At 68.2% G+C, this 26,496-nt stretch carries 23 protein-coding genes; 10 read left to right on the top strand and 13 right to left on the bottom strand.

What is annotated here, in order from left to right:
- Together MYSTI_RS42615 and MYSTI_RS12190 are read left to right on the top strand one after the other, a co-directional pair.
- Complete coding sequence (locus tag MYSTI_RS42615) at positions 1–483, top strand: hypothetical protein (protein WP_015348056.1); 483 nt, start codon at positions 1–3, stop codon at positions 481–483.
- A gap of 113 nt (positions 484–596) precedes the next feature.
- A complete protein-coding gene (locus MYSTI_RS12190; RefSeq protein ID WP_015348055.1) occupies positions 597–1,295 on the top strand; it encodes a type 1 glutamine amidotransferase domain-containing protein in 699 nt (232 codons plus the stop codon).
- 18 nt (positions 1,296–1,313) lie between these two features.
- Here the strand turns inward: MYSTI_RS12190 and MYSTI_RS12185 are convergent, their stop codons facing one another.
- Together MYSTI_RS12185 and MYSTI_RS12180 are read right to left on the bottom strand one after the other, a co-directional pair.
- Positions 1,314–2,738: a lipoprotein gene (locus MYSTI_RS12185; RefSeq protein ID WP_015348054.1), complete on the bottom strand. Its 1,425-nt coding sequence runs from the start codon at positions 2,736–2,738 to the stop codon at positions 1,314–1,316.
- 107 nt (positions 2,739–2,845) lie between these two features.
- Positions 2,846–3,844: an energy transducer TonB gene (locus MYSTI_RS12180; protein ID WP_169558628.1), complete on the bottom strand. Its 999-nt coding sequence runs from the start codon at positions 3,842–3,844 to the stop codon at positions 2,846–2,848.
- A gap of 594 nt (positions 3,845–4,438) precedes the next feature.
- Here MYSTI_RS12180 and MYSTI_RS12175 point away from each other — a divergent pair.
- Together MYSTI_RS12175 and MYSTI_RS40685 are read left to right on the top strand one after the other, a co-directional pair.
- Positions 4,439–6,706 (top strand): CocE/NonD family hydrolase, encoded by a 2,268-nt coding sequence (locus MYSTI_RS12175; RefSeq protein WP_015348052.1) that lies wholly within the window; start codon positions 4,439–4,441, stop codon positions 6,704–6,706.
- A gap of 133 nt (positions 6,707–6,839) precedes the next feature.
- Positions 6,840–7,820, top strand: a complete 981-nt coding sequence (locus MYSTI_RS40685) for a class I SAM-dependent methyltransferase (RefSeq protein WP_015348051.1) — start codon at positions 6,840–6,842, stop codon at positions 7,818–7,820.
- Between the two features lie 62 nt (positions 7,821–7,882).
- Here the strand turns inward: MYSTI_RS40685 and MYSTI_RS12165 are convergent, their stop codons facing one another.
- The 3 genes from MYSTI_RS12165 to MYSTI_RS12155 all read right to left on the bottom strand — a co-directional run bounded on the left by MYSTI_RS12165 (position 7,883) and on the right by MYSTI_RS12155 (position 12,414).
- A complete protein-coding gene (locus MYSTI_RS12165) occupies positions 7,883–10,354 on the bottom strand; it encodes a Kelch repeat-containing protein (RefSeq protein WP_015348050.1) in 2,472 nt (823 codons plus the stop codon).
- On the bottom strand, positions 10,351–11,172 hold the full coding sequence (locus MYSTI_RS12160; RefSeq protein ID WP_015348049.1) for a hypothetical protein: 822 nt from the start codon (positions 11,170–11,172) through the stop codon (positions 10,351–10,353). Before MYSTI_RS12160 ends, MYSTI_RS12165 begins: the two co-directional genes overlap by 4 nt.
- A 156-nt stretch (positions 11,173–11,328) precedes the next feature.
- Positions 11,329–12,414: an aldo/keto reductase gene (locus MYSTI_RS12155; RefSeq protein ID WP_015348048.1), complete on the bottom strand. Its 1,086-nt coding sequence runs from the start codon at positions 12,412–12,414 to the stop codon at positions 11,329–11,331.
- A gap of 92 nt (positions 12,415–12,506) precedes the next feature.
- Between MYSTI_RS12155 and MYSTI_RS12150 the strand changes: the two genes are divergently transcribed.
- Complete coding sequence (locus MYSTI_RS12150; protein WP_015348047.1) at positions 12,507–12,914, top strand: MarR family winged helix-turn-helix transcriptional regulator; 408 nt, start codon at positions 12,507–12,509, stop codon at positions 12,912–12,914.
- Positions 12,915–12,933: 19 nt separating this feature from the next.
- Here MYSTI_RS12150 and MYSTI_RS12145 read toward each other — a convergent pair whose 3' ends face one another.
- The gene (locus MYSTI_RS12145; protein ID WP_015348046.1) at positions 12,934–13,299 is read right to left on the bottom strand and encodes a DUF1428 domain-containing protein; all 366 of its coding nucleotides are present in this window, start codon (positions 13,297–13,299) and stop codon (positions 12,934–12,936) included.
- A gap of 210 nt (positions 13,300–13,509) precedes the next feature.
- On the opposite strand from MYSTI_RS12145, the gene MYSTI_RS12140 reads away from it, so the two are divergent.
- Entirely contained in the window at positions 13,510–13,935 is a 426-nt protein-coding gene (locus tag MYSTI_RS12140; RefSeq protein ID WP_015348045.1) for a hypothetical protein, read from the top strand.
- 53 nt (positions 13,936–13,988) lie between these two features.
- On the opposite strand, the gene MYSTI_RS12135 is transcribed toward MYSTI_RS12140, so the two are convergent.
- Positions 13,989–15,398: a hypothetical protein gene (locus MYSTI_RS12135; RefSeq protein ID WP_015348044.1), complete on the bottom strand. Its 1,410-nt coding sequence runs from the start codon at positions 15,396–15,398 to the stop codon at positions 13,989–13,991.
- Between the two features lie 122 nt (positions 15,399–15,520).
- Between MYSTI_RS12135 and MYSTI_RS12130 the strand changes: the two genes are divergently transcribed.
- A complete protein-coding gene (locus MYSTI_RS12130; protein ID WP_015348043.1) occupies positions 15,521–16,435 on the top strand; it encodes a nucleotidyl transferase AbiEii/AbiGii toxin family protein in 915 nt (304 codons plus the stop codon).
- Positions 16,436–16,459: 24 nt separating this feature from the next.
- On the opposite strand, the gene MYSTI_RS12125 is transcribed toward MYSTI_RS12130, so the two are convergent.
- The 5 genes from MYSTI_RS12125 to MYSTI_RS42610 all read right to left on the bottom strand — a co-directional run bounded on the left by MYSTI_RS12125 (position 16,460) and on the right by MYSTI_RS42610 (position 21,685).
- A complete protein-coding gene (locus MYSTI_RS12125) occupies positions 16,460–17,107 on the bottom strand; it encodes a GNAT family N-acetyltransferase (protein WP_015348042.1) in 648 nt (215 codons plus the stop codon).
- Positions 17,108–17,649: 542 nt separating this feature from the next.
- On the bottom strand, positions 17,650–18,579 hold the full coding sequence (locus MYSTI_RS12120; RefSeq protein ID WP_015348040.1) for a hypothetical protein: 930 nt from the start codon (positions 18,577–18,579) through the stop codon (positions 17,650–17,652).
- Positions 18,580–18,645: 66 nt separating this feature from the next.
- On the bottom strand, positions 18,646–20,475 hold the full coding sequence (locus tag MYSTI_RS12115) for a retropepsin-like aspartic protease (protein WP_015348039.1): 1,830 nt from the start codon (positions 20,473–20,475) through the stop codon (positions 18,646–18,648).
- The gene (locus MYSTI_RS12110; protein ID WP_015348038.1) at positions 20,472–21,305 is read right to left on the bottom strand and encodes a TrmB family transcriptional regulator; all 834 of its coding nucleotides are present in this window, start codon (positions 21,303–21,305) and stop codon (positions 20,472–20,474) included. Before MYSTI_RS12110 ends, MYSTI_RS12115 begins: the two co-directional genes overlap by 4 nt.
- A 137-nt stretch (positions 21,306–21,442) precedes the next feature.
- Positions 21,443–21,685, bottom strand: a complete 243-nt coding sequence (locus MYSTI_RS42610; RefSeq protein WP_044279535.1) for a helix-turn-helix domain-containing protein — start codon at positions 21,683–21,685, stop codon at positions 21,443–21,445.
- A gap of 115 nt (positions 21,686–21,800) precedes the next feature.
- On the opposite strand from MYSTI_RS42610, the gene MYSTI_RS12100 reads away from it, so the two are divergent.
- Positions 21,801–22,556 carry a class I SAM-dependent methyltransferase gene (locus tag MYSTI_RS12100; RefSeq protein WP_015348036.1) on the top strand — a complete coding sequence of 252 codons (756 nt, stop codon included), beginning with the start codon at positions 21,801–21,803 and terminating at the stop codon, positions 22,554–22,556.
- A 12-nt stretch (positions 22,557–22,568) separates the two neighbouring features.
- On the opposite strand, the gene MYSTI_RS12095 is transcribed toward MYSTI_RS12100, so the two are convergent.
- The gene (locus tag MYSTI_RS12095) at positions 22,569–22,844 is read right to left on the bottom strand and encodes a hypothetical protein (RefSeq protein ID WP_015348035.1); all 276 of its coding nucleotides are present in this window, start codon (positions 22,842–22,844) and stop codon (positions 22,569–22,571) included.
- Positions 22,845–23,842: 998 nt separating this feature from the next.
- On the opposite strand from MYSTI_RS12095, the gene MYSTI_RS12090 reads away from it, so the two are divergent.
- The gene (locus MYSTI_RS12090) at positions 23,843–25,072 is read left to right on the top strand and encodes a hypothetical protein (protein WP_144370059.1); all 1,230 of its coding nucleotides are present in this window, start codon (positions 23,843–23,845) and stop codon (positions 25,070–25,072) included.
- A 42-nt stretch (positions 25,073–25,114) separates the two neighbouring features.
- Positions 25,115–26,458 carry a hypothetical protein gene (locus MYSTI_RS12085; protein WP_015348033.1) on the top strand — a complete coding sequence of 448 codons (1,344 nt, stop codon included), beginning with the start codon at positions 25,115–25,117 and terminating at the stop codon, positions 26,456–26,458.
- Positions 26,459–26,496 lie beyond the last annotated feature (38 nt).

Genomic DNA, 26,496 nt, shown 5'->3' with positions numbered 1-26,496 from the left:
ATGGCCCTTCCTCCCCATGAGTACGCCCGCTCCGCGCTGGACGCGGAGCTGCATGTGCAGGTCGCGGTGGACCACGTCGAGCTGCCCCCCGTCACGCCGGGCGAGGCCGTGGTGACGGGCCGAATCGCGCGGGTGTTCCGAGGTGCTCCCTCCCTGCATGCCACCCCGGTCTCCTTCACCGTCGAGGTCTGCCGGGACGGCGACGACGTGGACCCCGGCGGCACGCTCTGGACGGACCCCGCGCGATTGGCGGAGGCCTCCGTGATTGAGGTCTTCCTTGCCCGACACGGAGAGGGATTCCGCAACGCCTCCTACGACACGACCCTGCTCACGGCGCCGACGGACTCGCCGACCATCGCGTACACCGAGGAGATGGCGCAGGACCCCGACGACAGCCCGACGGAGGGCCCCCGCCGCATGCTCCTCGTCGGCATCGCGATGGCCATCGGTCTCGTGGTGCTCGGCTGGGTGCTGGTGGGATAGGCATTGCCAAGCAGGGCTTGAGTGTCAGTGAAGACACTCTCGGTTTTCTGGTGAGAGCCCGGCGTATATCCCTGGCGGCGTGGGCCCTTCGAGCGGGCCCGAGGAGCCACGCCATGGAAGCCGTGACCGCCGTGAAGATTCTGCTGATTGTCACCAGCCACTCGCAGTTCGGGGACACCGGGGAGAAGACGGGTTTCTGGCTGGAGGAGCTCGCCGCGCCCTACGCGCAGTTCGCCCAGGCGGGCGCCCAGGTGGACATCGCCTCGCCTCGGGGCGGTACGCCGCCGGTGGACCCTCGCAGCGAGAAGGAGTCCTCGGCGGCGACGCGGGCCTTCCTCGCCGATGCCCAGGCGAAGCGGAAGCTGGCGAACACGCTCACGCTCGCGCAGGTGAAGGACACCTACGATGCGTACTTCGTCGTCGGTGGCCACGGCGTGATGTGGGACCTGGCGACGCATGAGCCCACCCACCGGCTCCTGTCCTCCGGGTACGCCCGGGGCGCGGTGGTGGCGGCGGTCTGCCATGGGCCCGCGGCGCTCGTCGGAGTGAAGGGGCCGGAGGGCAAGCCCCTGGTGAACGGCAAGCGCGTGGCGGCCTTCAGCAACGCGGAGGAGAAGGCGGCGAAGTTCGATGCCATCGTCCCCTTCGCGCTGGAGACGCGCCTGCGCGAGCAGGGCGCCCGCTACGAATCCGGCCCCTTGTGGGGCAGCTTCACCGTGAGCGACGGGCGACTCGTCACGGGACAGAACCCGGCCTCCTCCGCCGACACCGCGCGCGAGGTGCTCCGCGTGCTGCGTGAGAAGAAGCCGTAGCGCCGCCCCACGCCACGGCTACCGCGACTCGCGCACGCCAGGGGGACAGGTGAAGGGAACGGGGACGGACCAGAGCTGCTCCAGCCCCGTGTCATCCGAAGCGGGGAAGAACACGCGCCCGCCCGAGCGCACGAACGGGTCCGGCCCGAGCCCCTGCACCACGGGGACATCGACACTCGCCAGCTGTCCGGTCGTCGCGGCGGTGCCTTGCGTGAACCAGGGGTAGAGCGGCGCGCCCGCGCGTGAGCCGAGGAAGAGGACGGCGCCGGTGCCCGTGGCGACCACGGGGGAGTAGGACATGTCATCGCGCTGCAGGGAGCGGAAGAGCTCGCGGGTGCCTCGGGCCGTTCCATTCGTGACCCAGAGCCGCACGTCGTCCGGCCTCGGACTCTGGCCCTCGAGCGCCGCCGCGAAGTAGAGCGAGTCCCCGGAGGGCACGGACCGCTGGACCCAGTGGTGCTGGCCCTCGTTGTCGCGAGGCAAGGTGGTGACGAGCGTCCGTCCTCCTCCACTCAGCAGGAGGCTGTAGATTCGCGACGACTGGGCCACGTAGACCTTGGAGCCCAGTCCTCCCAGGAGCCGGACCGTCTCCCCGAACGTGTCCAGCCGGAGCGTTCCATCCGTCGTGCCGTCCGTCTTCCAGACCTCGTGATTCGCGCCATCTCGCAGGATGAACAAGCCCGTGTCCCCGGCCCGGCCCACCTGCGCGACGTGCACCACCTCCGAGTCCAGCTTCTTGAAAGCCTCCGTCCCCACGCGCGAGCCGTCGGTGCGCCACAGCGTCGTGGCCCCGCGCTGAGCCCGGAAGAAGAGCAGGACCTCGTCGACCTTCAAGGTCTGCTCGTAGGCCAGGTCGAGGACATCCGTGAGGGTCGCCAGCAGCACCGTGCCCGCGCGAGTCCCGTCCGAGCTCCACACCTCGGTGGCTCGCATCGGCGTCTGGTGGAAGAAGACCATCCGCTTGTCGTCGAGGGCGGTGACGCCTCGCAGGGCGGGGCCTGAGAAATCCGGAGTGAAGGCCCGGATGAACCGGGTCCCTCCGTCCGTCCCATCACTGGCCCAGAGCTCCACCATCCCGGTGACCTGGTCGAACACCTGGAAGAAGAGCGTGGAGCCCACGGCCACCGGCTCGCCCTCCGCGTAGACGGCGGACGGGAAGGACCGCACGGGGACTGTTCCCGCTTCGGTGCCGTCACTCCGCCACAGCACGGTGCCGCCGACCCAGACCGGGGTGACGGTGAAGTAGAGCGTCCCCCGGACATCGGTGAGGCCCTCCACGTGGCCCTGGGGCGCGAGGCTCGGGAAGTTGACGATGCGCACTCGCGACGCCACGCCCGGAGGACAGGCTTGGGCGGTCACCTCCCGAGGCGTCTCGTCCAGAGCGACACCACAGCCCGTCGCCAGCCCCCACAGGACCCAGGCACACCCCATCCTGACTCGCATGTCCGCCCCTCCCAGACTGGCCAGGGACGGAAGCTAGGGAGCCCGCCATGGCCTCTCAAGGAGTCCCCTGGGGGAGGTGGGAGTGTCTCGGCACCTCGCTCGAGGCGTCAGGGGCTCGGAGCAACAGGCACGGGGGGAGGCGCCGCGCACTGTCGCTGGTAGTCGGCGAGTGTGCGCTCGAAGCGCTCCCGCTCTTCACGAGGCCACTCCTCGGGGAGCTTCGTGAGCGCCAGCCGCTGCTCCTCGACGGCCTCCTGGCAGCGGTTCTGATGGAACGCCACCCGGGCCGAGGTCTCCAAGGCATAGGCGTTCTCGGGGGCCGCACGACGGCCCTTGAGCGCGAGCGGCGCGGCCTCTTCGTAGCGCCCCGCATCCGCATACAGCCAGGCGAGCTCGGTCGCGCTCCACCAGTAGCTGGGGCTGAGGAAGTTCAGCTCACGCAAGGCCTGCTCGTAGCCAGGGGCCTTGGCATTGTCTCGCGCCAGCACGCGCGACAGGTGCAACCAGGCGTGGAGGCTCTTGGGGAAGGTCTTGACGCGGACCTGCGACCACGCCAGCTCCTGTTGAGGCGTGAGCTTCATGTCCTGGGAGTAGGAGCTGGCGGACAGGGCGTAGTGAATCTCGATGGGGTGTCCCGCGAAGGTCGCGGGATGGTAGCGGAAGCCCGCCACGGCCCCCAACACGAGGCCCGTGAGCTCCTTCGTCGAGCCCTCCACCACCTGGAGGTTCCGAGGACGGCCATCCGTTCCGAGGATGAATTCGAGCACGACCATGACCACGGTCCCCTCTCGATAAACCTCTTCGGGGAACTCGGACGGCCGTCCCGCGTATCGAAGGGGCGGCTCGAAGTGGTCGCGCAGGTAGGCACACGCCTCGGGCAGCCCGGTCTGGCTGCAGGTGGCGGAGATATCCTTGAGGGCCTGCTGGACCTCCGCCTCCGTGGGCTTCCCCGCGAGGACCCGCGCGGCCTCCGCCAGGACACCTGGGGCCTCCGCGAGCGACACGACGGCCAGCGGCTCCGTGCTGCGCTTCGCCATCGGGTCGCCCGCATGGGCCTGCGGCGCCGCGACGCCTCCCCGCTGATGGTGGGCCAGGGCGGAGGACAAGTACCCATGACTGGCGGGCAAGGTTGGAACCCACGCGGAATACCGACACGCGGAGAGCCCCAGGAACAAGAAGCACCCAACGACAGACGAAAGTTTCATCGCACGCCACCCTACCGTGTCCCCCACTTCCCCAGAAGCCAGGCCTCAAGTCCGGACGAATCAAGACAAAGCCAGAATTCATGCAATAATGGCAATCGCGGTCCTGTCCCACTCGCTGAAGGAGGTCTCTCCCGTGCGCCTTCGCATGCTCGTGGTTGCCTGTATGTCCGTCCTGGGTCTTGCCTGTGGTGGAGCCGCTTCACCTGAAGAACTCGAAGGCTCCACGCCCACCCAGTCGAACGCCTCGGAGCTCATTGGCATCTGCGATGACCTTCAAGGACAGCCGTGTACCGCTGGACGCACCACCATCTGCGGCTGGAGAGGGGGCGGGTCGAGCATCTGCCAGTGCCCCCCGGCTCCCAACAACTATTGGTCGTGTTGAGCGCACCGCCCAGCCATCCGGTGCCATGTCTCGGCCAAGGGGACACCCTTGGCTTTGACGTGTGGTGAAGGACAGGACGGGGAGTATGGTCCACGGCACTTCGCCGAGGCCTCATGCGCCATCTGCTCTGTCTCTCCCTCCTCGTCTCCACGCTCGTCCACGCCCAACCGCGCGACTTCGCCGCGCCGGCCTCCACCACCACCGAGGAGTTGGACCGCGCCCTTCCAGCGCTCGCGCGCGAGGTGATGGCCACGTACCAGGAGCAGGACCCGGGCACGCGTCTGGGCCACCTGTTCCGGCTCCAGCTCACGACAGGGGACTTCGGCGGCGCCGTCGCCTCCATCCAGGCCCTCCGGCCCCTGCGCGAGACGAATGTGCCCCTGAAGGGCACCACCTTCCTCCAGTACGAAATCCACGCGAAGGCCCGGCTCGAGCAGGCCACGCACGGGACGCCTTACGCGAAGGCCCTCCGCGCGGCGTTCCAGGAGTCCTTTGGCGCCCTCGATGACCGGACGGCCCAGCAGGCGACAGGCATGTTCCGCTTCGACCTGGAGCGGGCCCGGACGGACCTGGAGACGGCCGTCGAGGGCGCTCGGAAGTCCGGACGCGTCACGCAGCCCCAGGCCCTGGACCTGGTGCGCCTCTATCAGGTGCACCGGGCCTATCAGGCGCTGCTCGCGGAGTCGGAGCGCTTGTGGGCCGAGGACGATGCCCGCCGCTACGTCATCGAGAAGGACGTGCTGGTACCCACGCCCGACGGGGCCTCCGTGTCCGTCATCGTGGTGCGCCCTCGCAAGGCCACCGACCGCCTGCCCACCGTGATGTCGCTCACCATCTACGTCAACGCGTTCAACCTGAGCGATGCCGTGCGCTCGGCGGCCCATGGCTACGCGGGCGTGACGGCGAACTCCCGCGGCAAGCGCAACAGCCCCCAGGAGCCCGTTCCCTTCGAGCACGACGGCGCTGACGCCATCGCCGTCATCGACTGGGTGAGCCGCCAGCCGTGGAGCGATGGACAGGTCGGCATGTTCGGCGGCAGCTACGAGGGCTTCACCCAGTGGTCCGCGGCCAAGCGAGGACACCCGGCGCTCAAGACCATCATGCCTTCGGTCCCCGTCGCCCCGGGCATCGACGTGCCCATGCAGGGCAACGTCTTCCAGAACTTCTTCTACAAGTGGCCCCGCTACGTCACGCTCGACAAGGGCCTGGCGGACGCGGACTACTTCGACCGCGCCCGCTGGGACGCACTCGACGAGCGCTGGTACACGAGCGGCGAGCCCTACCGCGCGATGGAGAAGCTGGACGGTCGCCCCAACCCCTTCTTCCAGCGCTGGCTGAAGCACCCGACCTACGACGCCTACTGGCGGAAGATGATTCCCTACCGCGACGAGTTCGCCCGCGTCCGCATCCCCGTCCTCACCACGACGGGCTACTACGACGGCTGCTCCTTGAGCGCGATGTACTACCTCACCGAGCACCTGAAGTACGCGAAGGAGGCGAACCACACCTTCGTCATCGGGCCGTATGACCACGTCGGCGGACAGCACGTCTCCAGCGACGAGCTGCGCGGCTACCGCATCGACCCCGTCGCCCGGCTCGACGTGGAGGCGCTGCGCTACCAGTGGATGGACCACGTGCTCCGCAAGGGCCCCCGGCCCGCGCTGCTCGAGGACCGCATCAACTACCAGGTGATGGGGGCCAACACGTGGAGGCACGCGCATGACCTGGGCGGCGTGAGCAATGACTCGCTCACGCTGTACCTGGCGCCGGCGGCGTCGGGGGACACGCACCTGCTCACCGCCCGGCCTCCCGCTCCAGGCACGGCGCTGCGCCAGCGCGTGGACTTCAAGGAGCGCTCCCCCGGTGGACACTACGAGCCCTGGAACATCGTCGACACCACGGTGGCCGCGCACAATGGCTTCGCGTTCGTCAGCGAGCCCCTCCCCGCGCCCGTGGAGCTGAGCGGCCTGTTCTCCGGGCGGCTCGACTTCATCAGCAACAAGAAGGACTTCGACTTCAGCGTGGTGCTCTACGAGCGCACGGCGAAGGGCGAGTATGTCTACCTGTCCTATCTGCTGAACCGCGCCAGCCACGTCGGCGACCGCACCCGGCGGCGACTGCTCGTGCCTGGGAAGAAGCAGAGCCTCTCGTTCCAGAGCGGCAGGATGACCAGCCGGAAGCTCGAGACCGGCAGCCAGTTGGTCATCGTCCTCGCCATCAACAAACACGCCCAATCCCAGCTCAACCTCGGCACGGGCAAGGACGTCAGCGATGAATCCATCGCCGACGCGAAGGTCCCGCTCGACATCTCCTGGCTCGGCGGAAGCCGCGTGGTCCTCCCACTCTGGCGAGAGCCGCCCCCCGCCCCCGCTGCCCCGTGAGGGAGGTCCCAGGTCGGCAATCCCTCGGCATGACACCCAACCCTACACGACGCTGAAGTCACCGAGTTCCCTTGCCGCGCTCGATGGGATTGAGTCTGCTCCCGCCGCACCAAGAACCAGGAGACACGGTCCGATGACGAGCAAGGGAGTCGCTGGCCTGGCGAAAGAGGTGGGGGACGATTGGAAGGAGCACGCGTACTACGAAGAGGTCGAGCGCTTCATGCCCGACGCGTGGAAGAACCTCATCTGGCCCGTCATCGGCGAGTGTGAGTTCTCCTCCATCGTCGACCTCGCGGCCGGCCACGGTCGGAACACGGAGTTCCTGCTGCCCCTGGCGCGCAGCCTCCACGTGGTGGACATCAACAAGGAGAACATCGACTTCTGTCGCCATCGCTTCAAGGGGAGGGACTCCCACGTCCGCTATGTCGTCAACGACGGCTCCTCGCTCTCCGCGCTGCGCGATGACTCGGTGACGCTCGTCTACTGTTTCGACGCCATGGTCCACTTCGACAGCGACGTGGTCCGAAACTACCTGCGGGAGTTCTTCCGCATCCTGGAGCCGGGCGCCCACGCGTTCATCCACCACTCGAACTACACGAGCAACCCCGGCGGCCGGTGGATGGACAACCCCAACATCCGCAACTTCATGAGCAAGGAGCTCTTCGCGCACTACGCGCACAAGGAGGGGCTGACCGTCTCGTTCCAGAAGGTGATTGAGTGGGGCGGCAACCCGGCGCTCGACTGTCTCTCGCTGCTGCGCAAGCCGAACCCTCCTCGACGCATCAGCGGGACGTACACGCAGCGCGAGGAGATGCTCTTCGTGCTCGCGGGGGCCCACGAGTCAGCGACGTTCTCGCTCGCCCGCCCCGGGACCGTCACGCTGGAGGCGCATGCCCACGCGTGGTGCGGACAGCTCGTGGTGAAGCAGTCGGACCGGGTGCTCGCCACCTTCGACGTCCATGCGGAGCAGGCCCAGTCGAAGCAGTACGTCTTCGAGGCGGAGGCGGGTGAGCTCAGCTTCCACGCCGAGGACCGCGGAGATGGCCGGGGCGAGGCCTGGGTGAAGAACATCGACATCCAGTGGCGGAAGGCCGACGCGGCGCCTCGCGCCTGAGCTCGGGGGCGTCATGCCACGCGCCAGGACACCCTGGCGCGTGGCGGTTCATCGCGCGGGCCTCACGGCATGTACAGCTCGGCCTCGCCCTGCACGTTCTCGTAGCCCCGGCCGCCCGTCACCAGCACCTTGCCCAGGGGAAGCAGCGTCGCCGTCGCGAGCTGTCGCGGGGTCAGCAGTCCGCTGGTGAGCGACCACCGCTCCGTGGCCGGGTCGAACACCTCGCTCGGAGAGAGGTAGAAGCGGTCCTCGAAGCCCCCGAAGCCCCCCGTGACGAGCACCTTTCCGGAGGCCAGCAAGGTGGTGGAGTGGCCCCGCCGATTCTCGGTGAGGCTCCCGGTCGCCGCCCACTTGCCGGTCGCCGGGTCATAGAGCTCCGCCGACCGCACGGACGCCACCTGCCCCGTCGTGCTGTGGCCCGCGACCACCAGCACCTTGCCCGTGGGAAGCAGCGTCGCCGTGTGATTGCCGCGCGTGATGGCCATGCTGCCCGTGGAGGCCCACGTCCCCGTCTGCGGGTCATAGAGCTCCGCGCTCTGGAGCACGAGGCCCGTCCCCGAGGCCACCGAGTATCCTCCTGTCACGAGCACCTTCCCCGAAGGCAGCAGCGTCGCCGTGTGACTCACGCGGCCTGCGCCCATGGGGCCCGTGCGCTCCCACGTCCCGGAGGCGGGGTCATACAGCTCCGCCGAGGTGAGCGGCCCTCCTTCGCCATCCCCTCCCGCGACCAGGACCTTGCCCGACTTCAGCAGCGTGGCCGAATGGAAGAACCGCCCCGCCAGGAGCTTCCCGCCGGAGGACCAGGTCCCCGCGACGGGGTCGAAGAGCTCCACCTCCGTCACGTCGCGGGTGCCATTGTGGCCGCCGACGACCAGCACGCGCCCGGACGGAAGCAGCGTCGCCGTGTGGCGCTTGCGAGCCGCCTGCATCGACGCCGTGTGGGTCCACTTGCCCGTCGCGGGGTCATACCGCTCCGCCGCCGCGAGGAAGACATCGGAGCCCGACGCCGACAGGTTGCTGCCCCCCAGCACCAGGACCTGTCCTGACTCGAGGAGGGTGGCCGTGTGGTCCACGCGCTCGGTGAGCAGGCGGTCCGTGCTCGTCCAGGTCTTCGTCCCGGGGTCATAGAGCTCGGCGGACACGAGCGCGCCACCCTCGCCTTCGCCTCCCACCAGCAGCACCTTGCCCGCCCCCAGCAGGACGGCGGAGTGGCCGTGCCGGGCCTTCGCGAGCGGCAAGGTCGGAGACCACGTCCCCGTCTCCGGGTCGAAGACCTCCGCCGAGGCCAGGGCCTTCTTGTCCGTGTCACGTCCGCCCGTGACAAGCACCACCCCCGAGGGAAGCAGCGTCGCCGTGTGTCCGGAGCGAGCCGTCGCCAGGCGCCCGCTCTGGGCCACCCGCCGGTTCTCCACGTCAATCACCACCGAGGAGTCGAGCGCGCGCTGAGCATTGGCTCCGCCCGTCACCAGCACCTGCCCGGAGGGCAGCAGCGTCGCGGTGTGGCCGATGCGGCCCTCGCCCCCCGCGTCCACCTGGGTCCAGGTCCCCGTGTCCGGGTCATAGACATCCGCGTTGCCGGGATAGCTCCGGTCCACGGTCATCCCCCCCGACACGAGCACCTTCCCCGAGCCCACCACGGTGGCCACGGGATGGTCGCGAGCCACGGGGGCAGTGCTCGCGACAGTCCACTCCGGCTGCGCGCCCTGGGTGAAGAGCTCCGTCGTGGCGACGATGTCCTTGCCGTCGGTGCCGCCCGTCACGAACACCTTCCCGCTGTGCAGCAGCACGGCGGCGTGCCCATGGCGGCCCGTGGTGAGGGACGTCACGGGGGTCCACGTGCGCTCATCCGGATTGAACAGGTCCGCGTTCTTGAGGGCGCCGCTCGAACCGCGGCCTCCCGTCACCAGCACCAGGCCGGAGTCGAGTCGGACCGCGCCGTGTCCCGTCCGCGCCGGAAGCAGCTCGATTGCGGGAGCCCACGCCTGGGAGCGAGGCGTGTAGAGCTCCGCGCGGCTCAGCGGAGTGCCGGCGGCCTCGCCTCCCACCACCAGCACATCGCTCGAGTACAGCAGCGTCGCCGTGTGTCCGGTCCGCGCCGTCGCGAGCGGGCCCGTGGCCGTCAGCGTCGGGCACTCCGGCATGCCGAACGCGGAGAACGTCGCGGAGGCGGAGGCCTCCCGCGTGCTGCTCACGGTGAGCGTGAGGGACGCCGCGGGAGGCGGCACACAGTCCGGCGCCGTCCAGGTGATGTCCGTCGTCGTCCCCGTGTCGCTCGGCGCGCCGAAGGTGCCCACGTTCGAGGACCAGGAGAACCGAAGGGCATCCCCCGCGGGGTCCTTCGCCAGGACGCGGAGGTTCAAGGGCTTCTTCTTCTCGACGTAGACCGCCTTGGCCGGCTTCTCCTCGATGAGGGGCGCACAGGCCTCCGGATGGCTCTTGCACCAGACCTTCTGGTCCTCATCGAAGTCGAAGCATCCGGCGAGGAGCACCAGCGCCCCCGCGGTGACCAGGGGCATGAACCCGGCGGTCTTCATGGCCACCTCCCGGAGACGAAGGCGGAGGTGCCATCGGTCCCCAGCGTGAGCGCCACGCCTTGGGGGTCGGACGCCCCCCCTCCCCACAGGTACATGCCCGCGGCCACGCCCAGGCCGACCACACCGGCGCCCGCGAGGACCGCGCTCACCGTCTGGAGTCCCTCGCCTTTCGACGCCGCGTCCTGCATCCCCTGGACGCTGTCCACGCCGCCGCTCGCGCTCGTCAGGTTGCTGTGTTGGCCTCGTGCCATCAGCCACGTCACACCCGAGCCCACCAGCAGGCCACCACCGATGGCCGCGGGCAGCCACGCCCGGGTGGGCGGACGCGACGGTGGCTCTTCTCGAATCGGAACAGGCGGGGCGGCCGGGGCCTTGATGATGGGCGGAGGCGTAACCTCTCCTCGCACCGCCGCCGAGGCCTCCAGCTCGCGCTTCACCTGCTTGCGCAGCGACTCGAAGCGCTCGGAGACCTTGGGGGAGACCGTCAGCGGGAGCTTCGCGTCTGGCTGGAGGAACAGCGCGGCCTTGAAGGCGGCGTCGGACAAGCCCGGCTCTCCGAGGTCCGCCTGGATGATGCCTTCATAGAGCGACAGCAGGGCGTCATCCCCCGGCCCATGGGAGATGCGCTTGCCTCGGGTGATCTGCTCCAATGCCTGCTCATATTGGAGGTCGTTGTAGAGGCGCTTCGCGGCCAGCACATACGGCTGCACCGCGTTCGAGTCCTGCGCCAACACCAGGCCTGGGGAGACGCCACCCACCAGCGTCAGGCACAACACTCCGCCTCGGATGAAACGTGTCGTCAGCTCGGAAGTCTTCATGGGCTCCAGGGGCAATCTGTTCGTCGTGTAACCCCAGACGAAGACAGCCGTCCCTCACATGCGGCGGGAGGCCGGGGGGACTGTCGAACACGCGACAGAGCCCCAGCCACCGTGCATTCGTGCGTGGAACCCGACTCCGGCGCCCCGAGGGGTGCCTCAGTAGGGCTTCTCGCCCTTCACCACCCCGTAGGGCGACGCCTCCATGAAGACCCCGTTCACCGTCGTGCCACCATTGTGGATGGCGGGGAAGATGGGCTGCATGCTCTGCGGGAACCCGAAGGCGGGCTTCGTGAGCGCATCGAGGCGGGCGAGCTGCTCGGCGGTCAACCTGACGTCGAGCGCGCCCACGTTGTCCTCCAGCTGCGACAGCCGCCGCGCGCCGATGATGGTCGAGCTCACGCCCGGCTGGGACTGGACCCACGCCAGCGCCACGCGCGCCACCGTGGTCCCCTGCTCTCGCGCGATGATCTCCAGCGCGTCGACGACGGCGTAGGTCTTCTCGCTCAAGGCCGACTGCACGAAGGCACCGCGGTCGCCCTTCTGCGTTCCCGCGTTCGCGCGCGTGTACTTGCCACTGAGCGCGCCGCTCTTGAGGGGCGACCACGGCGTGATGCCCAGCCCGAGCTCGAGCGCCATGGGCACCAATTCCTGCTCCACGCTGCGCTCCAGCAGCGAGTACTCAATCTGGAGCCCGACGAAGGAGGACCACCCGCGGAAGTGCGCCATCACGTTCGCCTGGGCAATCTTCCACGCGGGCGTATCCGAGACGCCGATGTAGCGGACCTTGCCCGCGCGCACGAGGTCCTCGAGCGCCGCCATCGTCTCGTCGATGGGCGTGTGGACGTCCCAGTTGTGCAGCCAGTAGAGGTCGATGTAGTCCGTCTGCAGGCGACGGAGCGAGTTCTCGCAAGCCGCGAGGATGGACTTGCGGCCAGAGCCACCGCCGTTCGGGTCCCCCGGGTAGAGGTTCCCGCTGAACTTCGTCGCGAGCACCAGCCGGTCCCTGCGAGCAGGGTGGCGCCCGACGTGGTCGCCCAGAATCTTCTCGGAGTGGCTCTTCGTATAGAAGTTCGCCGTGTCGATGAAGTTGCCGCCCAGGTCGATGAAGCGGTCGATGATGGTCTGCGACTCCTCGACGCTCGAGCCCCAGCCGAGGTCCTCGCCGAAAGTCATGGCACCGAGACAGAGGGGACTCACGCGCAGGCCGGAGCGGCCCAGCGTCACGTAGTGGTTGAGCGGCATGGAGGGCTCCAAGGGGTGCTACATTGTGAGGACGACGAACTAGTTCAATCTGGAACTTGGTTAATGTGGAACCAATTTCCGCGCAACGAGCCATGGCGAAAATCGACCCCGCGAAAATCTGGAGCCTGAACCACCGACTGTTGATGTCGGTGATAGCCAGTGTCGCCGCCGACATCACCGCGCTGGGCGTCGAGACGAAGGAGCTGTTCGTGCTCTCGGAGGTGGACGACCACCCCTACCCGGCCGAGCTGGCCGCGTCCCTCTGCATCCCCAAGCCCTCGGTGACGCTGTACGTGAAGCGGCTCGAGGCCGCGGGCTTCCTGCGCCGTGAAATTGATACCGCGGACCTGCGGCGGCACCGGCTGGAGCTGACCTCGGCCGGCCGCAGGGTGATGCAGCAGGGCAACGCCCTCCTCTCGGAGGCCTTTGCCCTCAAGCTCGGAAGGCTGAGCGCCGCCCAGCAGGCGGAGCTGCGAGCCCTCCTCGAGAAGATGAGCTGAGCTCGCAGCGGGACTGCCGCTACTTGTTCTTGCTGAACTCCACCACGGGCACGAAGCCGCCGTAGATGAGCCGCTGGCCGTCATACGGCATGGGGGTGTTCTCCGGGCTGAGGCGGGGGTCGTTCATCACCTTCTCCATGCCGGCATCGCGGGCGGCCTTGTCGGGCCACTCCACCCACGAGAACACCACCGTCTCATCGTCCTTCGCCTGGACGGCCCGGCGGAAGTCGGTGACCTTGCCGTTCGGCACGTCGTCCCCCCAGCACTCGATGACCCGGAGGGCGCCGTGTTCGATGAAGACCGAGTCCCCCTTGCGCGCATGCTCGATGAACTTCTCCTTGTTCGCGTTCGGCACGGCTGCAACGAAACCATCGATGTAGGACATGTGAAGCTCCGGGGAATGGGTTGAACGAGGAGGCACGAGAAGCACCTCCCGGGCTGCGACGAACCTGAAGGACACAGATCGACACGGCGCCTCGAAAAGTCCACGGGGCTCCCCGCTCGGGCGCACGGATAGACTACCGGGGGTATGAATTCCGAGGACATCCATCCGAAGTGGGTCGTTCACCTCGAAGGGCCCGCCCTGGAGCACGGGATGTGGCTCAGCTGGGCGGGGCTCGCGAGGCTTCACGAGCTCGTCTCCGAGCTCTGCACCGACCCCAATACCGATGCCCGTGTCGCGTTCTCGGCGGAGACGGTCGAGACCCTGGGCGAGCTCCTGTCACGCGCCAGTGAGGCTCATTCGTCACCAGACCCGGAGGCGCACCCACCGTGCCCTCTCCAAGCCGAGCACCTCGCCCGCTCCGCCAACGAGCTGCAAGCGCGCGCCGAGTCCCTGAAGGAGTCCCTGACGCACCCCGTGGAAGCCTGGCCCCTCTCCCCCCAGCACGTGAAGACGCGTCAGGACTTCGTCTCCGAGTGGGCGTCGGTCCATCGGCTGATGGGCCTGGGCGGTGGCTCGAGCACGCCGCTGCGGGGCTGCTCCGGCCTCGTGGCGCTGACACTCGTCTGGGGGTGGTAGCGCCACGAGCCGGTCCGGCTTCATGTGACGCCGAGGCGGCACTCCGCGCCCCGTCATGGATGGTCCAGGCGCCCCAGCCAGGTCTCGTTGTTCTTGAGATGATTCCGCACCCGAGCCAGGTCCGGGGGCTCGTTGGTGATGAACGCGAACACCACCGAGCCCTCCGGCCCCTCGCCCGCGGCTGCCACTCGCGTGTCGCGCTGGCCCGCCAGGAAGGTCAGTCCCTGTTGCTCTCCCCGCGCGTCCACGGACAGCAGGAACCCCTTCCCCTCCGACCAGGCCGGGCCCGTCTTCTGAGGTTCGAAGGCCGTGTGGCCCGCGAAGCAGTAGCGGCCCTGGCCACAGGCGAAGAAGGCCGTGGGCTCATCGTCCCGGTCAACGTCCAGCGCGCGGACGACGTCGTCCTGCATGGCCCCATCGAGCCGCCCCGAAGCGAAGTACAGGTCCGGAGTCTCGGCACGGCCGCCCACCGCGGCACGCTCGCTCGCACCCAAGGCAAAGGCGCCGTCGCGCACCACCAGGCCGACAATCTCCTGGGGCGCTTGTGCGGCCACCGCGCGCGCGGAGAGGGGCTCTCCCGTGGGAGAGAACGAAGACAGCAGGAAGGCGCGCTCCTTCGCGCCCGCGGGCTCCCGACCGAACACGTCCACATAGGCGCGCCGCTGGTAACCGGTCAGCGGGGTGGCGACATGGGCCCGGCCCTGCTCGTCCACGTCCAGCCCCCAGCCCACCCAGGGCGCCCCCACCGCCGTCATCTCCTCCCACGTGTTGACCTTCAGCGAGACCGACGGCGCCACGGGGCTGAGCCAGCGCGTCGCCAACGAGGCATCGAGCCGTCCAACGCGGATTCCATTCAGCGCCCAGAGGAAGACCGTGTCTTCTCCGTCCGCCCGCGCGAGCAGGACGACGGCCCGGCGCTCCGCCTCCCCCACCGTCGTCCGCGTCACGGAGCCGTCCGCCTTGGCGACGAAGTCGAGGCGCTGCTCCGTGGACAGGTCCTGGGTGAAGCGTCTCTCCGTCACCACGGAGCCATCCGGGCGCAGGCGACGGACCTGGATGACCGCGACGTCCTCCTCCTTCTCCCAGCCGAAGACGGTGAGCTCACCGCTGGGGTGCACCACGTGGCGGGCCACATGGTCCGGCAGCGCCAGCTCCCCCAGAATCGCCCCATCGCCGCCCACGTGCGTGAGCCGCTTCAGCGGTGGCGCGAAGAAGCTCTCCTCCCCCCGGTTCTCGAACTCTCCCCGCCGAAGCCACACGGAGCCATCCGCGCCCACGGCCAGGTCATTCACGCTGCTCTGGAAGCCACAGTCCACGCGCCGCACCTGGGCGCGGGCATCGAAGGGCGCGTGCTCGCCATACCCCGGCTGGGAGTCGCGGACACCACAGGGGTCCTCCGACTCCGAGCAGGCCGAGGCCCCCGCCAGGAGCGCGAGGAGCGAGAATCGGGTCGTGCGGTTCATGGGCGTTCTCCTCGGAGGGCGGGGGGGTGGAAGCATCACGCCCCGCCGTGAGCGAGGCAAGGCTTGTCAGCGGCCTGAACGAGGCACCGTCGGCCAACCCGGACTTCCAGGAGGACGTTCCCATGACCCGACCCGATGACCCCGGATACCCCCGCAAGTGGCTGCCCAAGGGCTTTGCGCAAGATGCGCGAAGAACCAATGTGTTCGACCCGGCGCTGAAGCACTACGGAGCCGCCTACGTCAAAGCCACGCCCCGCTTCGAGAACGAGGAGGAGGAAGCCTCCTTCAGGGCCACGCGCTCCAGACTCTTGCGCAAGTCCCTTGCGGGCATCGGGCGCTCGAGCGTGGCGGAGCATCTCGTGGTGCGCGGCAGCATCGCCCTGGAGCTCTGGTATGGCGCACGCGCCCGGCCCGCGAAGGACATCGACCTGGTCGTCATCCCGGAGACCATCGGCCCCGAGTCGGACGACGGACAGCGCCTCTTCACCGAGCTGCGCCAGGCCGTGACCCAGGCCCTGCGAGACGAAGGCCTCCCCGTGGAGCCCGAGTCCATTCCCGTCGACGCCATCTGGACCTACGAGCGGGCCGAGGGCCGGCGGCTGACCTTCCCATGGACCTGGAGAGGACACCTCCGGGACACGGTCCAGGTCGACATCGTCTTCAACGAGCGGATGTGCGACGCCCCCGTCTCGCTGACGGTGGAGGACGTCACGCTGCGCGGCGCCTCGCCCGCGGAGTCACTCGCGTCGAAGCTGCTCTGGCTCACCAACGACTCGTATCCCCAGGGCAAGGACCTCTTCGACGCGGTCCTGCTCGCGGAGGACGTGCGACTGCCCGCGCAGCTGCTCCGGCGCGTCTTCGCGGAGAAGCACGGCCACTGGAGCGACACCTATCTCCGGGGCGAGTTCCCGCTCGACCCAGAGGTGGACTGGAAGAACTTCGCGCTCGACGCCCCCACCCTCGCGCAAGGCCGCGCCGATGAGCACTGGCTGCGGCTGAAGCGTGCCCTGCTTCGGGGTGCGACGACCCTGGATTGAGGAGCGGGCCGCGGCGAGTAGCCCTCAGCTTCCCTTCCGCGAGGAGCGGCGCGGCGCGAGCGACTTGCGCACGCGCTGCTTTCCCTGGGGGCGCTCGGCGACGAGCGTGAAGCCCTGCTTCTCGAAGAACGGCACGGTCCCCGTGTACGCGGATGCATTGGACAGCCGGGTCGTCCCCTCGGGGGGCTTCATCGGGTAGCCCTCGAGCGTGCCCACCCCGCGCTGGCGCAACGTGTCCATCGCGGCCTTCAACAGCACCGTGGCGACACCCTGGCCTCGGAAGTCCTTGTGGATGAAGAAGCAGGGCAGCGACCAGACGTCGTCCGCATCGTCACATCGAAGGCTGGGCGCCCGGTCCAGGCGAGGAAAGCTCCGGCGAGGACCGAAGGTGAGCCAGCCCACGGGCTCGCCCTCCACGTAAGCCAGGAGGCCCTGTGCCCGCCCCTGCTCCACCAGCGCCTTCATGCGCCGCTTCGCGGAAGGCCCCTTCACATCCTGGAAGCGCTCGCCTGCCTCCAACCGCCAGAACATGCACCAGCAGCCCGAGCAGGCGCCGTTCTTCCCGAACAGCTTCTCGAGCGCGGGCCACTGCTCGGGCGTCAGCTCTTGGACGTCGATGTCGAGAGACATGCCCGGGAAGGTAGTGAGCTCCCTCGCGCGAGGCTCGTCCATTCGAGGGGAATCGGGCGAATGCGTGCATTGAGACACAGCCCCGCCTCGGTGATAGCCGCGTCGATGCGCACCGGAGTCTCCGCACTCGAATCGACGGACTGGCCGCGGCTCATCCACGCCTACGGTCGTGGCCTCGACACACCCGGGCACTTGCGCGCCCTGCTCGCCGAGGACGCGAAGGGCACCGTCAACCCCGCGACGGCACAGGTCGCGCTCGTCCTCGCGGGATTCAACGACGGGTTCCCCGAGAAGCCGCCGCCGCTCCCGATGCAGCCTCGCTTCACCGTCGCCCAGCGGCTCCTGGAGCGAGTCCCTGACTTCGACACCCTCGCGGAGGCGGCGGTCGCCGTCGCGAGGACCACGAAGAAGGCCTGGGTCGACTTCGAGTGGGGACTCCTGCTCACGCGCGCCTTTCCCACGGGCGATGGCACCGTGACCTCCGAGGCACAGCGGCGCTTTCTCGCCGCGCTCGTGGACACGGCCCACCTGTGGGACCCGCGCTTCGGCAATCCCGGGACGCACTTCTGGCAGGCGGGGCTCCCCTATGAGCGCGACGCCTGCGCGAAGCTCGTGGGCGGGACTCGAGGACGCCCCTCATCACTTCTGAGGAAGAACCGGTGCTCCGTCCACCAGTCGAAGTGCCCTCGGCTCCGTGAGAAGTAGATGCCCCGGTCGGCATCGAGCACCTTCTCCCAGAGCTTGCCGCCGCCCTTCTTCTTGAGCACACCCGTCGGCGCGCCGAGGAACTTCTTCGCGGTGAAGTCGTTCACCCCTCGAGGCAGCTTGAACGCGAGGGGGCCTTCGTACTTCTCACCCAGGTGCACCTCGGAGATCACCCCGCCCCGACCGACGCGCACCGTGATGCCGCGCTTCGTGTCCTTGAGCGCACCACCGGCCTTCAGCGGCTTCGTCGGCAGCTTCAGCTTCTTCAGCGCCGCGGGGAGCGTCTCGTCCTTCACCGACCTGCCGAGCAGCCCCACCAGCCCACGCGGAAGCGGCTCCAGCTTCTTCACGCCCTCGCTCTCCACCGGCGCGGGCGTGGCCTCGCGCTGGTACGCCTTCACGTTGAACTTCGCGGGCTTCGGCGCCTTGACCTTCTCCTTCACCAGCCACTCGCGCAGCGCCTCGCGCTCATCCCCTTCGTCCAGGTCGGCCAAGCGCGTCTTGCCCGCGCCGAGCGCGAGCAGGAACGCCTCCAGGCTCGGGGCGACGACCTTCAGCACGTCCGACTCCGAGTCGAACAGCACGACCGGCTGCGGCGTCACGGTGGAGACGAGCGCGAGCAACGAACCTTCGGGCAGCGCGATGAAGCACCACGCATCCTTCAAGTCACCGGGAACCTTCGAGGTCATGAGCTCGAACGCGCCAAAGTCCCCCGCCTCTTGTTTCGCGACCCACCTGGCGAAACGGGTCAGCAGCGGTGGAGCCGTCAATCCCTTGGGTGGCTTCAGCTTCGCGAAGTACTTGCTCATGGGGTGACCACACTACCCCATGAGCCACGGCGCCTTTCTTCGAATCGTCCGGCGGACCCGCTGCGCTTAGTAGTAGTCGCTCAGGGTGAGCCGGCGCTTGCTGCCATCCTTCAGCGTGAGCACCACTGTCTGACCCGCTGCGCGATACCGCCACTGCGAGAGGCTCGAGCTCGAGTAGTCGGGCGCGATGGCCTTTCCATCCACGGCGACGATCTCATCCCCCTGCGCCCAGCCCGTGGCGGCGGCGGGGCTCCCCGGAGCCACCATCTTCACGACGAGCCGGCCCTCGGAAGGGATGGCAATCAGGCCGGAGCGGTCCCTGCGGAACGGCTGCTTCAGCGCGCGGGCATCCGGGACCAGCATCAGCGTGTCCGTCGCATAGTCGGTGATCATCCGGAAGCGAGCGAGGATGGCGAGCCCGACGTTGCCGGCGAGCCGGTCCGTGGTGGAGATGCTGTTGCCCGCGTCGTCGAACACCGTGGGCACGTTGCGCAGCGTGACGCCCGCGAACTCGATGCTCTTGAGGATGGCCACGTCCCGCTCGCGAAGTCCGCCCACGGCGCCGGACAACGTCTTGGAGCTGCGCCGGCCCTTCAGCAGGTCGGCCTGCTGCCAGTACGCGGGGAAGAGCGAGAGCGCTCCGCCATTGCCCACGTCGAACAACACGCGGATGGCGGGGCGGCCCTCGATGGAGAGCTGCACCTCGCGCTGCCCCCCCGTGGACTCGACCAGCGGGAGGCGCACCGCGCGCTGCGGCGCCTTGAAGCTCGCCGCCTCGTGGAAGGCGATGCGCCGATTGGGGAAGTCCACGTCGACGACCAGCTGGTTGAAGGCCTCCTTGCCCAGGATGACGGGCAGCGGGTGTCCAATCTGTCGCGCGACGTCGGCCAGGTCGATGACGACGACCGTCAGCCCCTTCAGCCGCAGGTCGCCCAGGGCGATGTCCACGCCGTTCGCGAACTGGGCGGGCGCCTGGCCCCCACTGCCGACCGCGGCAATCTGCCCCTGCACCTTCAGGCCCAGCTCACGGGCATACGCCGCGTCGACCACAGTCATCGCGGCGCCGCTGTCGAGCAGCACCGGCGTCGCACGGCCGTTCACCTGCGCCGGGATGTAGACGCGACTCTCATTGAAGAACTCGAAGGGCATGAAGCCGGTGGTGCGGCGGCCCTTGGCGAACGTCGCCGTGAGGGTGTCCTCGGGGCGCTCGAAGACCGTGGGCGCGAGGGGGACGTTCAGCTCCAGCGACTCCACCACCGTGCGCGAGTCGGAGTCCACGTTGTCGGTGAACTCCTCCTCCAGGAAGGGCATGCGGACCCCTTGCACCTGACGCCAGTCTCCCAGGCGCACGAAGCGCGTGACGTTGTCCTCCCGGATGCGAAGGCCCTGGAGGGCACCATCGGCCTCGTTGAGGAACAGGTCGTAGAGGTCCTCGTCGCCGAAGGTGACACGCACCACCTTCCACGCGCGGCCATCACGCTGCTCGTCGGGCAGCGCGACGAGCTTCGCGCCAGCGCCCCCTCGCAGCGCCGTCCCGAAGTCCAGCGCCACCCGGTGCCGCGCATCACGGGCGTCGGTCGGCGAGGCATCCTCGACCTGGCCGCTGGGGTTCACCTTCCAGCCGCCCTCGGCGGTGATGGCCATCGCATCCCGCACCACCCCATAGTCGATGTCCCTCCGGGTGCGCCCATCGCGATGGCTCCAGACCTCGATGGGTCCCTGGAGTCCACCGACGGCGGTCTTCCCCTTTCCGTGGAGGCTCTCCATGCGGGCGAAAGCATCTCCCCCGCGCCAGGCGAGATGGCGCGCGAGCAGTGACTCCAGCGCGTCCGCCCTGGACGCGGTGGGAACGAGGATGAGGGCCAGGGCCATCAAGACGGGGATGAGAAGTCTCATGGGGTATCTCCACGCTTTGAAGAGGAAGAGGGCTTTCCCACCAGGAGGCGCAGGCCCGGGGGGCTGGAGCCGATGAGGGAGCTGGACCGAGCCAGCCGTGCACGCGCGGAAGGGGGCGCGTTCAGCCGGACCTCCGCGGACAGCCCGCTGTGCTGCAAGCAGGCGAGATAGCCGCTGTCGCTCCAGATGGCCTGCTTGACGCCTGTGCCATCCGGCGTGAGCAGGGCCACCAGGAACTCACGGGCGTCGACCACGAGCGTGAGCTGCGCGCCCGGCCAGCGCTCCCGCACGAACGCCGCGTCGGGCGAGCGCACGCAGTCGAAGGGCATCTTGGGTGTGTCGTCGTAGACGAGCCCCGCGATGGAGATGCCACGCGCACTCGCCTGGATGAGCACGGGCGCCAGGGTGTCGAAGGGCGGCGGGAACAAGTCGAAGAGCAGCTGCTCGGTGGCGCCGGCAATCATCGCGCGAGCGCGCTCCATCACCTGCGCGGTGCTCTTGAGGTGATAGATGCGGTCGTCCTGCGCCGGGGCGTGGAGCTTTCGCAGCGCGTCCGCGGCCTCGCGGCTCCGCGTCTCGAAGCCACGTTGGAGCGCGGCGAGGACCTCGTCCGGAGGAACAGGACGGAAGGAGCGCGGCTCGCCCTCTTCGACGAGCACCGCGCCCTTGTGCTCGAGCGAGGCGAGCGCCTGGTAGATGCTCGGAGGTGCCTTCCCGAGCGCCTGGGCCAGCCGATACCCGGTGGCGGGCGAGCCCTTCAGCAGCTCGCAGTACACCCGCGCCTCGACCTCGGTGAATCCCAGGGCCACGAGCCCTTCATCCGCGTCCATGGGGCCTTGTTATTACCCGGAGATAATAACAGTCAAGCCAGATGGACTCGCAGACGCATGGCTCGACTCGGGCTTGTCGTGGATTGTCTGGAAGGCCGCTCGGTCGGCGGCTCGCTGGGGTGGAGGGTGGAGCGGTTTCAGGACCCACACGTCGCGAAACGCTTCGAGGAATCCCGTGGAGAGACAGCCAGGTTGCGCTGGAAGGTCACCCTCATCCGTTCCTCGTTCCCGAAGCCGCACAGGCGGGCAATCGGGTCCACGTCGCGCGTCGAGCCCTCCAGCATCCGGCGGGCGGCTTCCAGCCGCAGCACCTCGACGGCCTTCGCCGGAGTGCGGCCGGTCTTCTGCGTGTAGACGCGCGCGAAGCTGCGGGGGCTCATGCGATTCGAGGAGTGGCTCCGTCGCTCCACGCCGTAGCCCACGCGCGAGGGGTGCCCTGGACGAGAAGAAGCGGATACGCTGGGACCGACATCTCGACAGGAGCAGGGGGCTGATATGGGAATCACGATGTCGCCGCAGGAGTACGCCACGGCCTTTCGTCTGCTGGCGGCCACCGCTCGCCATCCCGAGAACATCGCGCGAGTCTTCGAGGAGCGCATGCTTCCGGGACTCGCGCCCCGCCCTTCCCTGCTGGATGTGGGCGCGGGCTCCGGCAAGGTCGCCGAGCGACTGGCGCCACACTTCGGCTCCCTCACGCTGCTGGAGCCCAATCGCGAGCAGATCTCCGGATTGAAGCTCGACAAGGCCCAGGTCCTCATCGAGCCCTTCGAGCGCTACGACGCCCCGGAGAAGCACGAGCTCGTCCTGTGCTCACACGTCCTGTACCACGTGCCCCTCGCCGACTGGGGCGCGTTCATCGACAGGCTGCTCTCGTTCGTTCGTCCCGGCGGGTATTGCCTGCTCATCATGGCCGCCGGGCGCGGCCCCACGTTCGAGCTGTGCCGCGACTTCGCGGACACCCTCAACTTCGGTGAGCTGATGCTGGACACCGTGCGCGGCAGACAGCTGGCACACGAGGTCCTCCCGACGATGAGTGGCTTCGCCGCTCGGACCTTCGAGGAGATGTACACGCTCTGCCGCTTCTTCGTGCTCGAGGGCTGCTTCAGCGCGGAGCAGCTCGCGGCCATGGATGCGGATGCCGCGCGTGAGCTCGACCGGAAGCTGCGCCTGCATGCCGAGCGGTGCCTCTGCCCCGACGGGCTCTATCGCCTGGAGCAGGATGAGGACATGGTCCTCATCCCGTGCCCGTGACGCGCGAGCGGACTACCAACAGGTCCCGCTGACGTACTCGCGGAACGACGTGATCTTGCCCCAGGCCGCCCAGTAGGAGCAGTCACAGCCGCGCACGCCCACGACCGTGGTGTACGTCGCATCGCTGTAATACGTGTACTCGTAATTCAGCCCATTGCAGTTGGGGAGGGCCTCCTCCTGAGAGGTGAGCTCTTGCCCCTCGAGGCCCTCTTCCACGGGGCCTCCACAGCCCACCATCACCAACCCCGCCGCGAGCAACGCACCGCTGATGAACCTTCCAGCCTGCATTCGTGCCTCCCAAGACAGTCTACGAGTTGTGCGACATTTCTAGGATAGCACGATATGCGGGTTGAGAATGCTGACCCGCACCTGAAACAGAATGCCGCGAGGAGTCAGAAACGCCCGTGCGACAGGCCCTCGTCCGGGTGACAGCGCAACGCGCCTCGGCAGGGCATCCGAAACAATCTGTAACTTCCGGAGCCACCGAGCCCTGTGCGTGAGCAGTCCTCACGACGTCATGCCTGGTGTCGAGACCGAAGACAGGGTGCGGGCTGATACAGCCATGAATCGACCCGCAAGCCATGGGCCTCCCCCGCAATCACTTTCAATGCGGGCTCGCCACCCATGAAGACAAACAAAACCACCCGATAGTCGCTATCATGCCGCCGCCCGTCTGGGTCTCGGCGGGCTCACTCATCACCAGACACGCCGGCGCAGGAGCATGAACCATGACACACGACAAGGGCTTCGAGCTCTTTGGCGGTAGCATGCCTTCACTCGTCGAACGCGTTCACCCGAAGCCACTCCTCCTCGGAGAGAAGGCGAACACGGCCTTCAATGAGTCCGTGGTGGATGTGCTCCACTCCAGGAAGAGGATTGAAGGGTCCGTCTTCGCGGACCACATCGCGCGACTCCGGGAACGGCTCTACGGAGAGTCCTCCACGACGGGGGAGCCCATCCCCTGGAGCTTCGACCCGATGTGGGCGCGGCGTGTCATTCGAGACGACCCACGCTCCCTCGGGGAGGAGTTCGAGGAGAGGACGAGGGAATGCAGTGAGATGATTGAGAACGGCTGCGGGGTTCTTGACCACATTGATCGACTGCGGGCTCAGGGCGCCAGGCCTGACACCTCGCCCGGAAACGGCCCGGCCTGGCTCGTGGCCGTGTCGGGCGAGGATGGACTTGTCAGAGAAGTCCTGAATCAGGCAAAGGCAGGCGCCAACCAGGGGAGGAGCACCAAGTCCGCGGAGCTCTCCGGCTGCCCGCACCCTGTCTGGATTCAGGTCATGGACGAGTACGGGCTGCGGGGTGCGGCGGCGTATCCGATTTTCGGGTCGGGCGTGTGGCTCTCCGGGCTCAGCAGTGGCGAGTTCCGTGACTGGCGGCAGGACTACCTCTGCACGCTGATCTACGGCTTCTACCTCGAGTACAACCTGGATGCCTTGGGGACACCCCAGTGTAATCACTTCATCCGTGACCTCTCCTGCCTGTGGAACGTGCCCGGCCTCCCCGCGGAGCTGCACGCCCGGAGGACCCACCTGCTGGCCGAGATGACCTATGTGGACGTGAAGCGCAGGAGCGAGGCCTCTCTTCGCTCCATCCCCACCACCGGGTTGAGCGCCTGGGTGTTCAAGGACCGAGACCTCTGGCGAGACTTCAAGGCCTGCGACTCGAGCATGTTCGGCCACTACCTGTCGTGTGTCCCGGGCGACATCGGTCGCGATGACCTGATGCTGACGGGGATGACCCAGGACTGGGCCGACATCGGGCCGGACCTCCGGAACGGGGAGTGCGCCCAGAGCGTGCTGACGCTCACCCGAGGCTCGCTCTCCACCGCCGCGCTCGTCGAGTGCTACGAGCGCACCGTGTGGATGCTCAACGCCCTGCTCACGCCGGAGGCAGGCGTCCAGCGCACGCGGTTCGCGCTGATGATCGTCATCATGGACATCAACGTCTGGAACTCGTGCGCCCACCGGCATGACATCTGGCGCTACTTCATGCTCGGCGCCGAGGCCTGTGCCCAGGCCCGGGACCGCGACCTCTACAAGTCCTGCCAGCTCGCGGACTGCTACTCGAGCGACTTCGAGCCGACCCTCCCCCAAGGGTCCTCGCGCGTGACGGTGCGACGCCGGCCCCTGCCCTACTCCGTCGTCGTCGCGGGAAGGTCGTTCTCCGGAACCATCGACCTCCACACCGTCGTCGCCGATGCCGTCGAGAGCGGACTCTTCCCGAGAGCGTTCGTGGAGTACCAGTATGTCATTCCGAAGCTCTACGAGAGGAAGGCGCTCACCCCGTCCGAGTTCATCTCGCACATGGATGGCTTCTATTGCGAGCAACACGCCATTCTCATGCGCGCCGCGCATGAGGCGGACTTCAGCGAGGCGTTCGCCACCGCACTCATCCTCTTCGTGATGGAGCAATGGTGGTTCGGAATCAACCTTGCCATTGGGCTGGGCAGTCTGATTGAGGCCCAGCCCGGGCACACTGCCAACGACCGGGTGTACCAGGACCGCTGACGCGCTCACGCGCCGAGGTGTCCGCTACCGGAAAGGAACAGAATGGGGAGCCCTGGCTTTCCGCCGTACGGGGTTCGGGGAGTGCTGCTCGCGGCCTTGGGCGGGGTCCTCGCGGGCTGCGCCTCTTCCGACGAGCCAGCGCCCCCGGACTACACCCACCCGCTGGCCGAGGGCACGCCCATCTGCGGGCGCGCGGACTTCGACACGATGTTCCCCCATGCCGTGCGCTCCGAGCGGCTCCCCGTCCTGGTCCACTACTACCAGGAGGTCGAACGGGAGACGGCCCTGCGGGTGCTGGCCGCGGTCGAGAAAGGCTGGGACTTCCACGTCCACCAACTCGGGATGCGGCCCGCACTGCTGGACCAAGGTGAGTGTGGCCCCGACGAGTCCTTCGACGTCTTGGTCTGGAAGGGGCACCGCAGTTGCCTGGTGAACGTCCTGTCGGGTGACTCCAGCACCGCCTGGGATGACAGACGCGGCTTCATGGTCGTGGATGCCTGGGGCCCCTATGGCGGCCCGGAGCTCGAGGAGACCGTGGTCCACGAGATGGCGCACGCGTCGCAAGCGGCGGACGACTGGTTCGAGTCGCCCCACACCTTCGAGATGTCCGCCGTCTTCACCGACCAGGTGTATGCGAATCGCTACATCAAGACCTACCTCGACGAGTTCCAGGCGCATCCGGACTGGTCGCTCGACTACGACGACGGCTACGAGACCTGGTACATGTATGGCGCGTCCCTCTACCTGCTCTACCTGAAGGACCGCTTCTTCGACGGGCAGCCACAATTCCTGTCACGGATGTGGCGGGGGTCCCGAAACCCAGCGAGCGCGGAGAATGACCCGTCGCTGAACGAGCCGGACTTCGCGGACGCACTCGATGACCTGCTGGCGAGCCAGGGCTCCCACTATGTCGACACCGTTCCGGAGTTCTCGCGCTGGCGCTGGTACACAGGGGACCACGTCGATGACCGGCACTTCCGCCACTTCCGGGACGGGCTGGAGAACCTCCGGGCCGCGAAGCTCGCGCTGGCCGTGGACGCGGAGGCACGGCCCGGCACGCTGGCTGTCACGCGGGACGCACCGATGATGCTGGGCAGCAGCTACCTCTCCCTGCGCAAGGGCGCGGAGACTCCAGACGCCGTCTATGTGGCGCTGGAGGCTCCGGCCAACGCGGGACGCCGCTTCGTGGTCCAGGCCGTGCCGGGGCTGACACCTGACTCGGATGGGGAGACGCTGGACCTGGCCGCTGGCCCCACGCTCCTGCGCTTCGCCGGGGGCACGACGCGGACGCTCATCGTCACCGTCATGCCCACCGGCCCCTATGACCCGGACCTCCGGGACAATGAGCGACACCCCTTCTCCCTGGTCCTCTCCGCCCAGCCCTGACGCGTCGGGAGCCGGGTGCGCACAGCCCTTCGACACGT

It is taken from the genome of Myxococcus stipitatus DSM 14675 (assembly GCF_000331735.1).
Classification (GTDB): domain Bacteria; phylum Myxococcota; class Myxococcia; order Myxococcales; family Myxococcaceae; genus Myxococcus; species Myxococcus stipitatus.
Note: the sequence above shows the minus strand (reverse complement) of the source record. Positions and strands in the feature narration are given on the sequence as shown.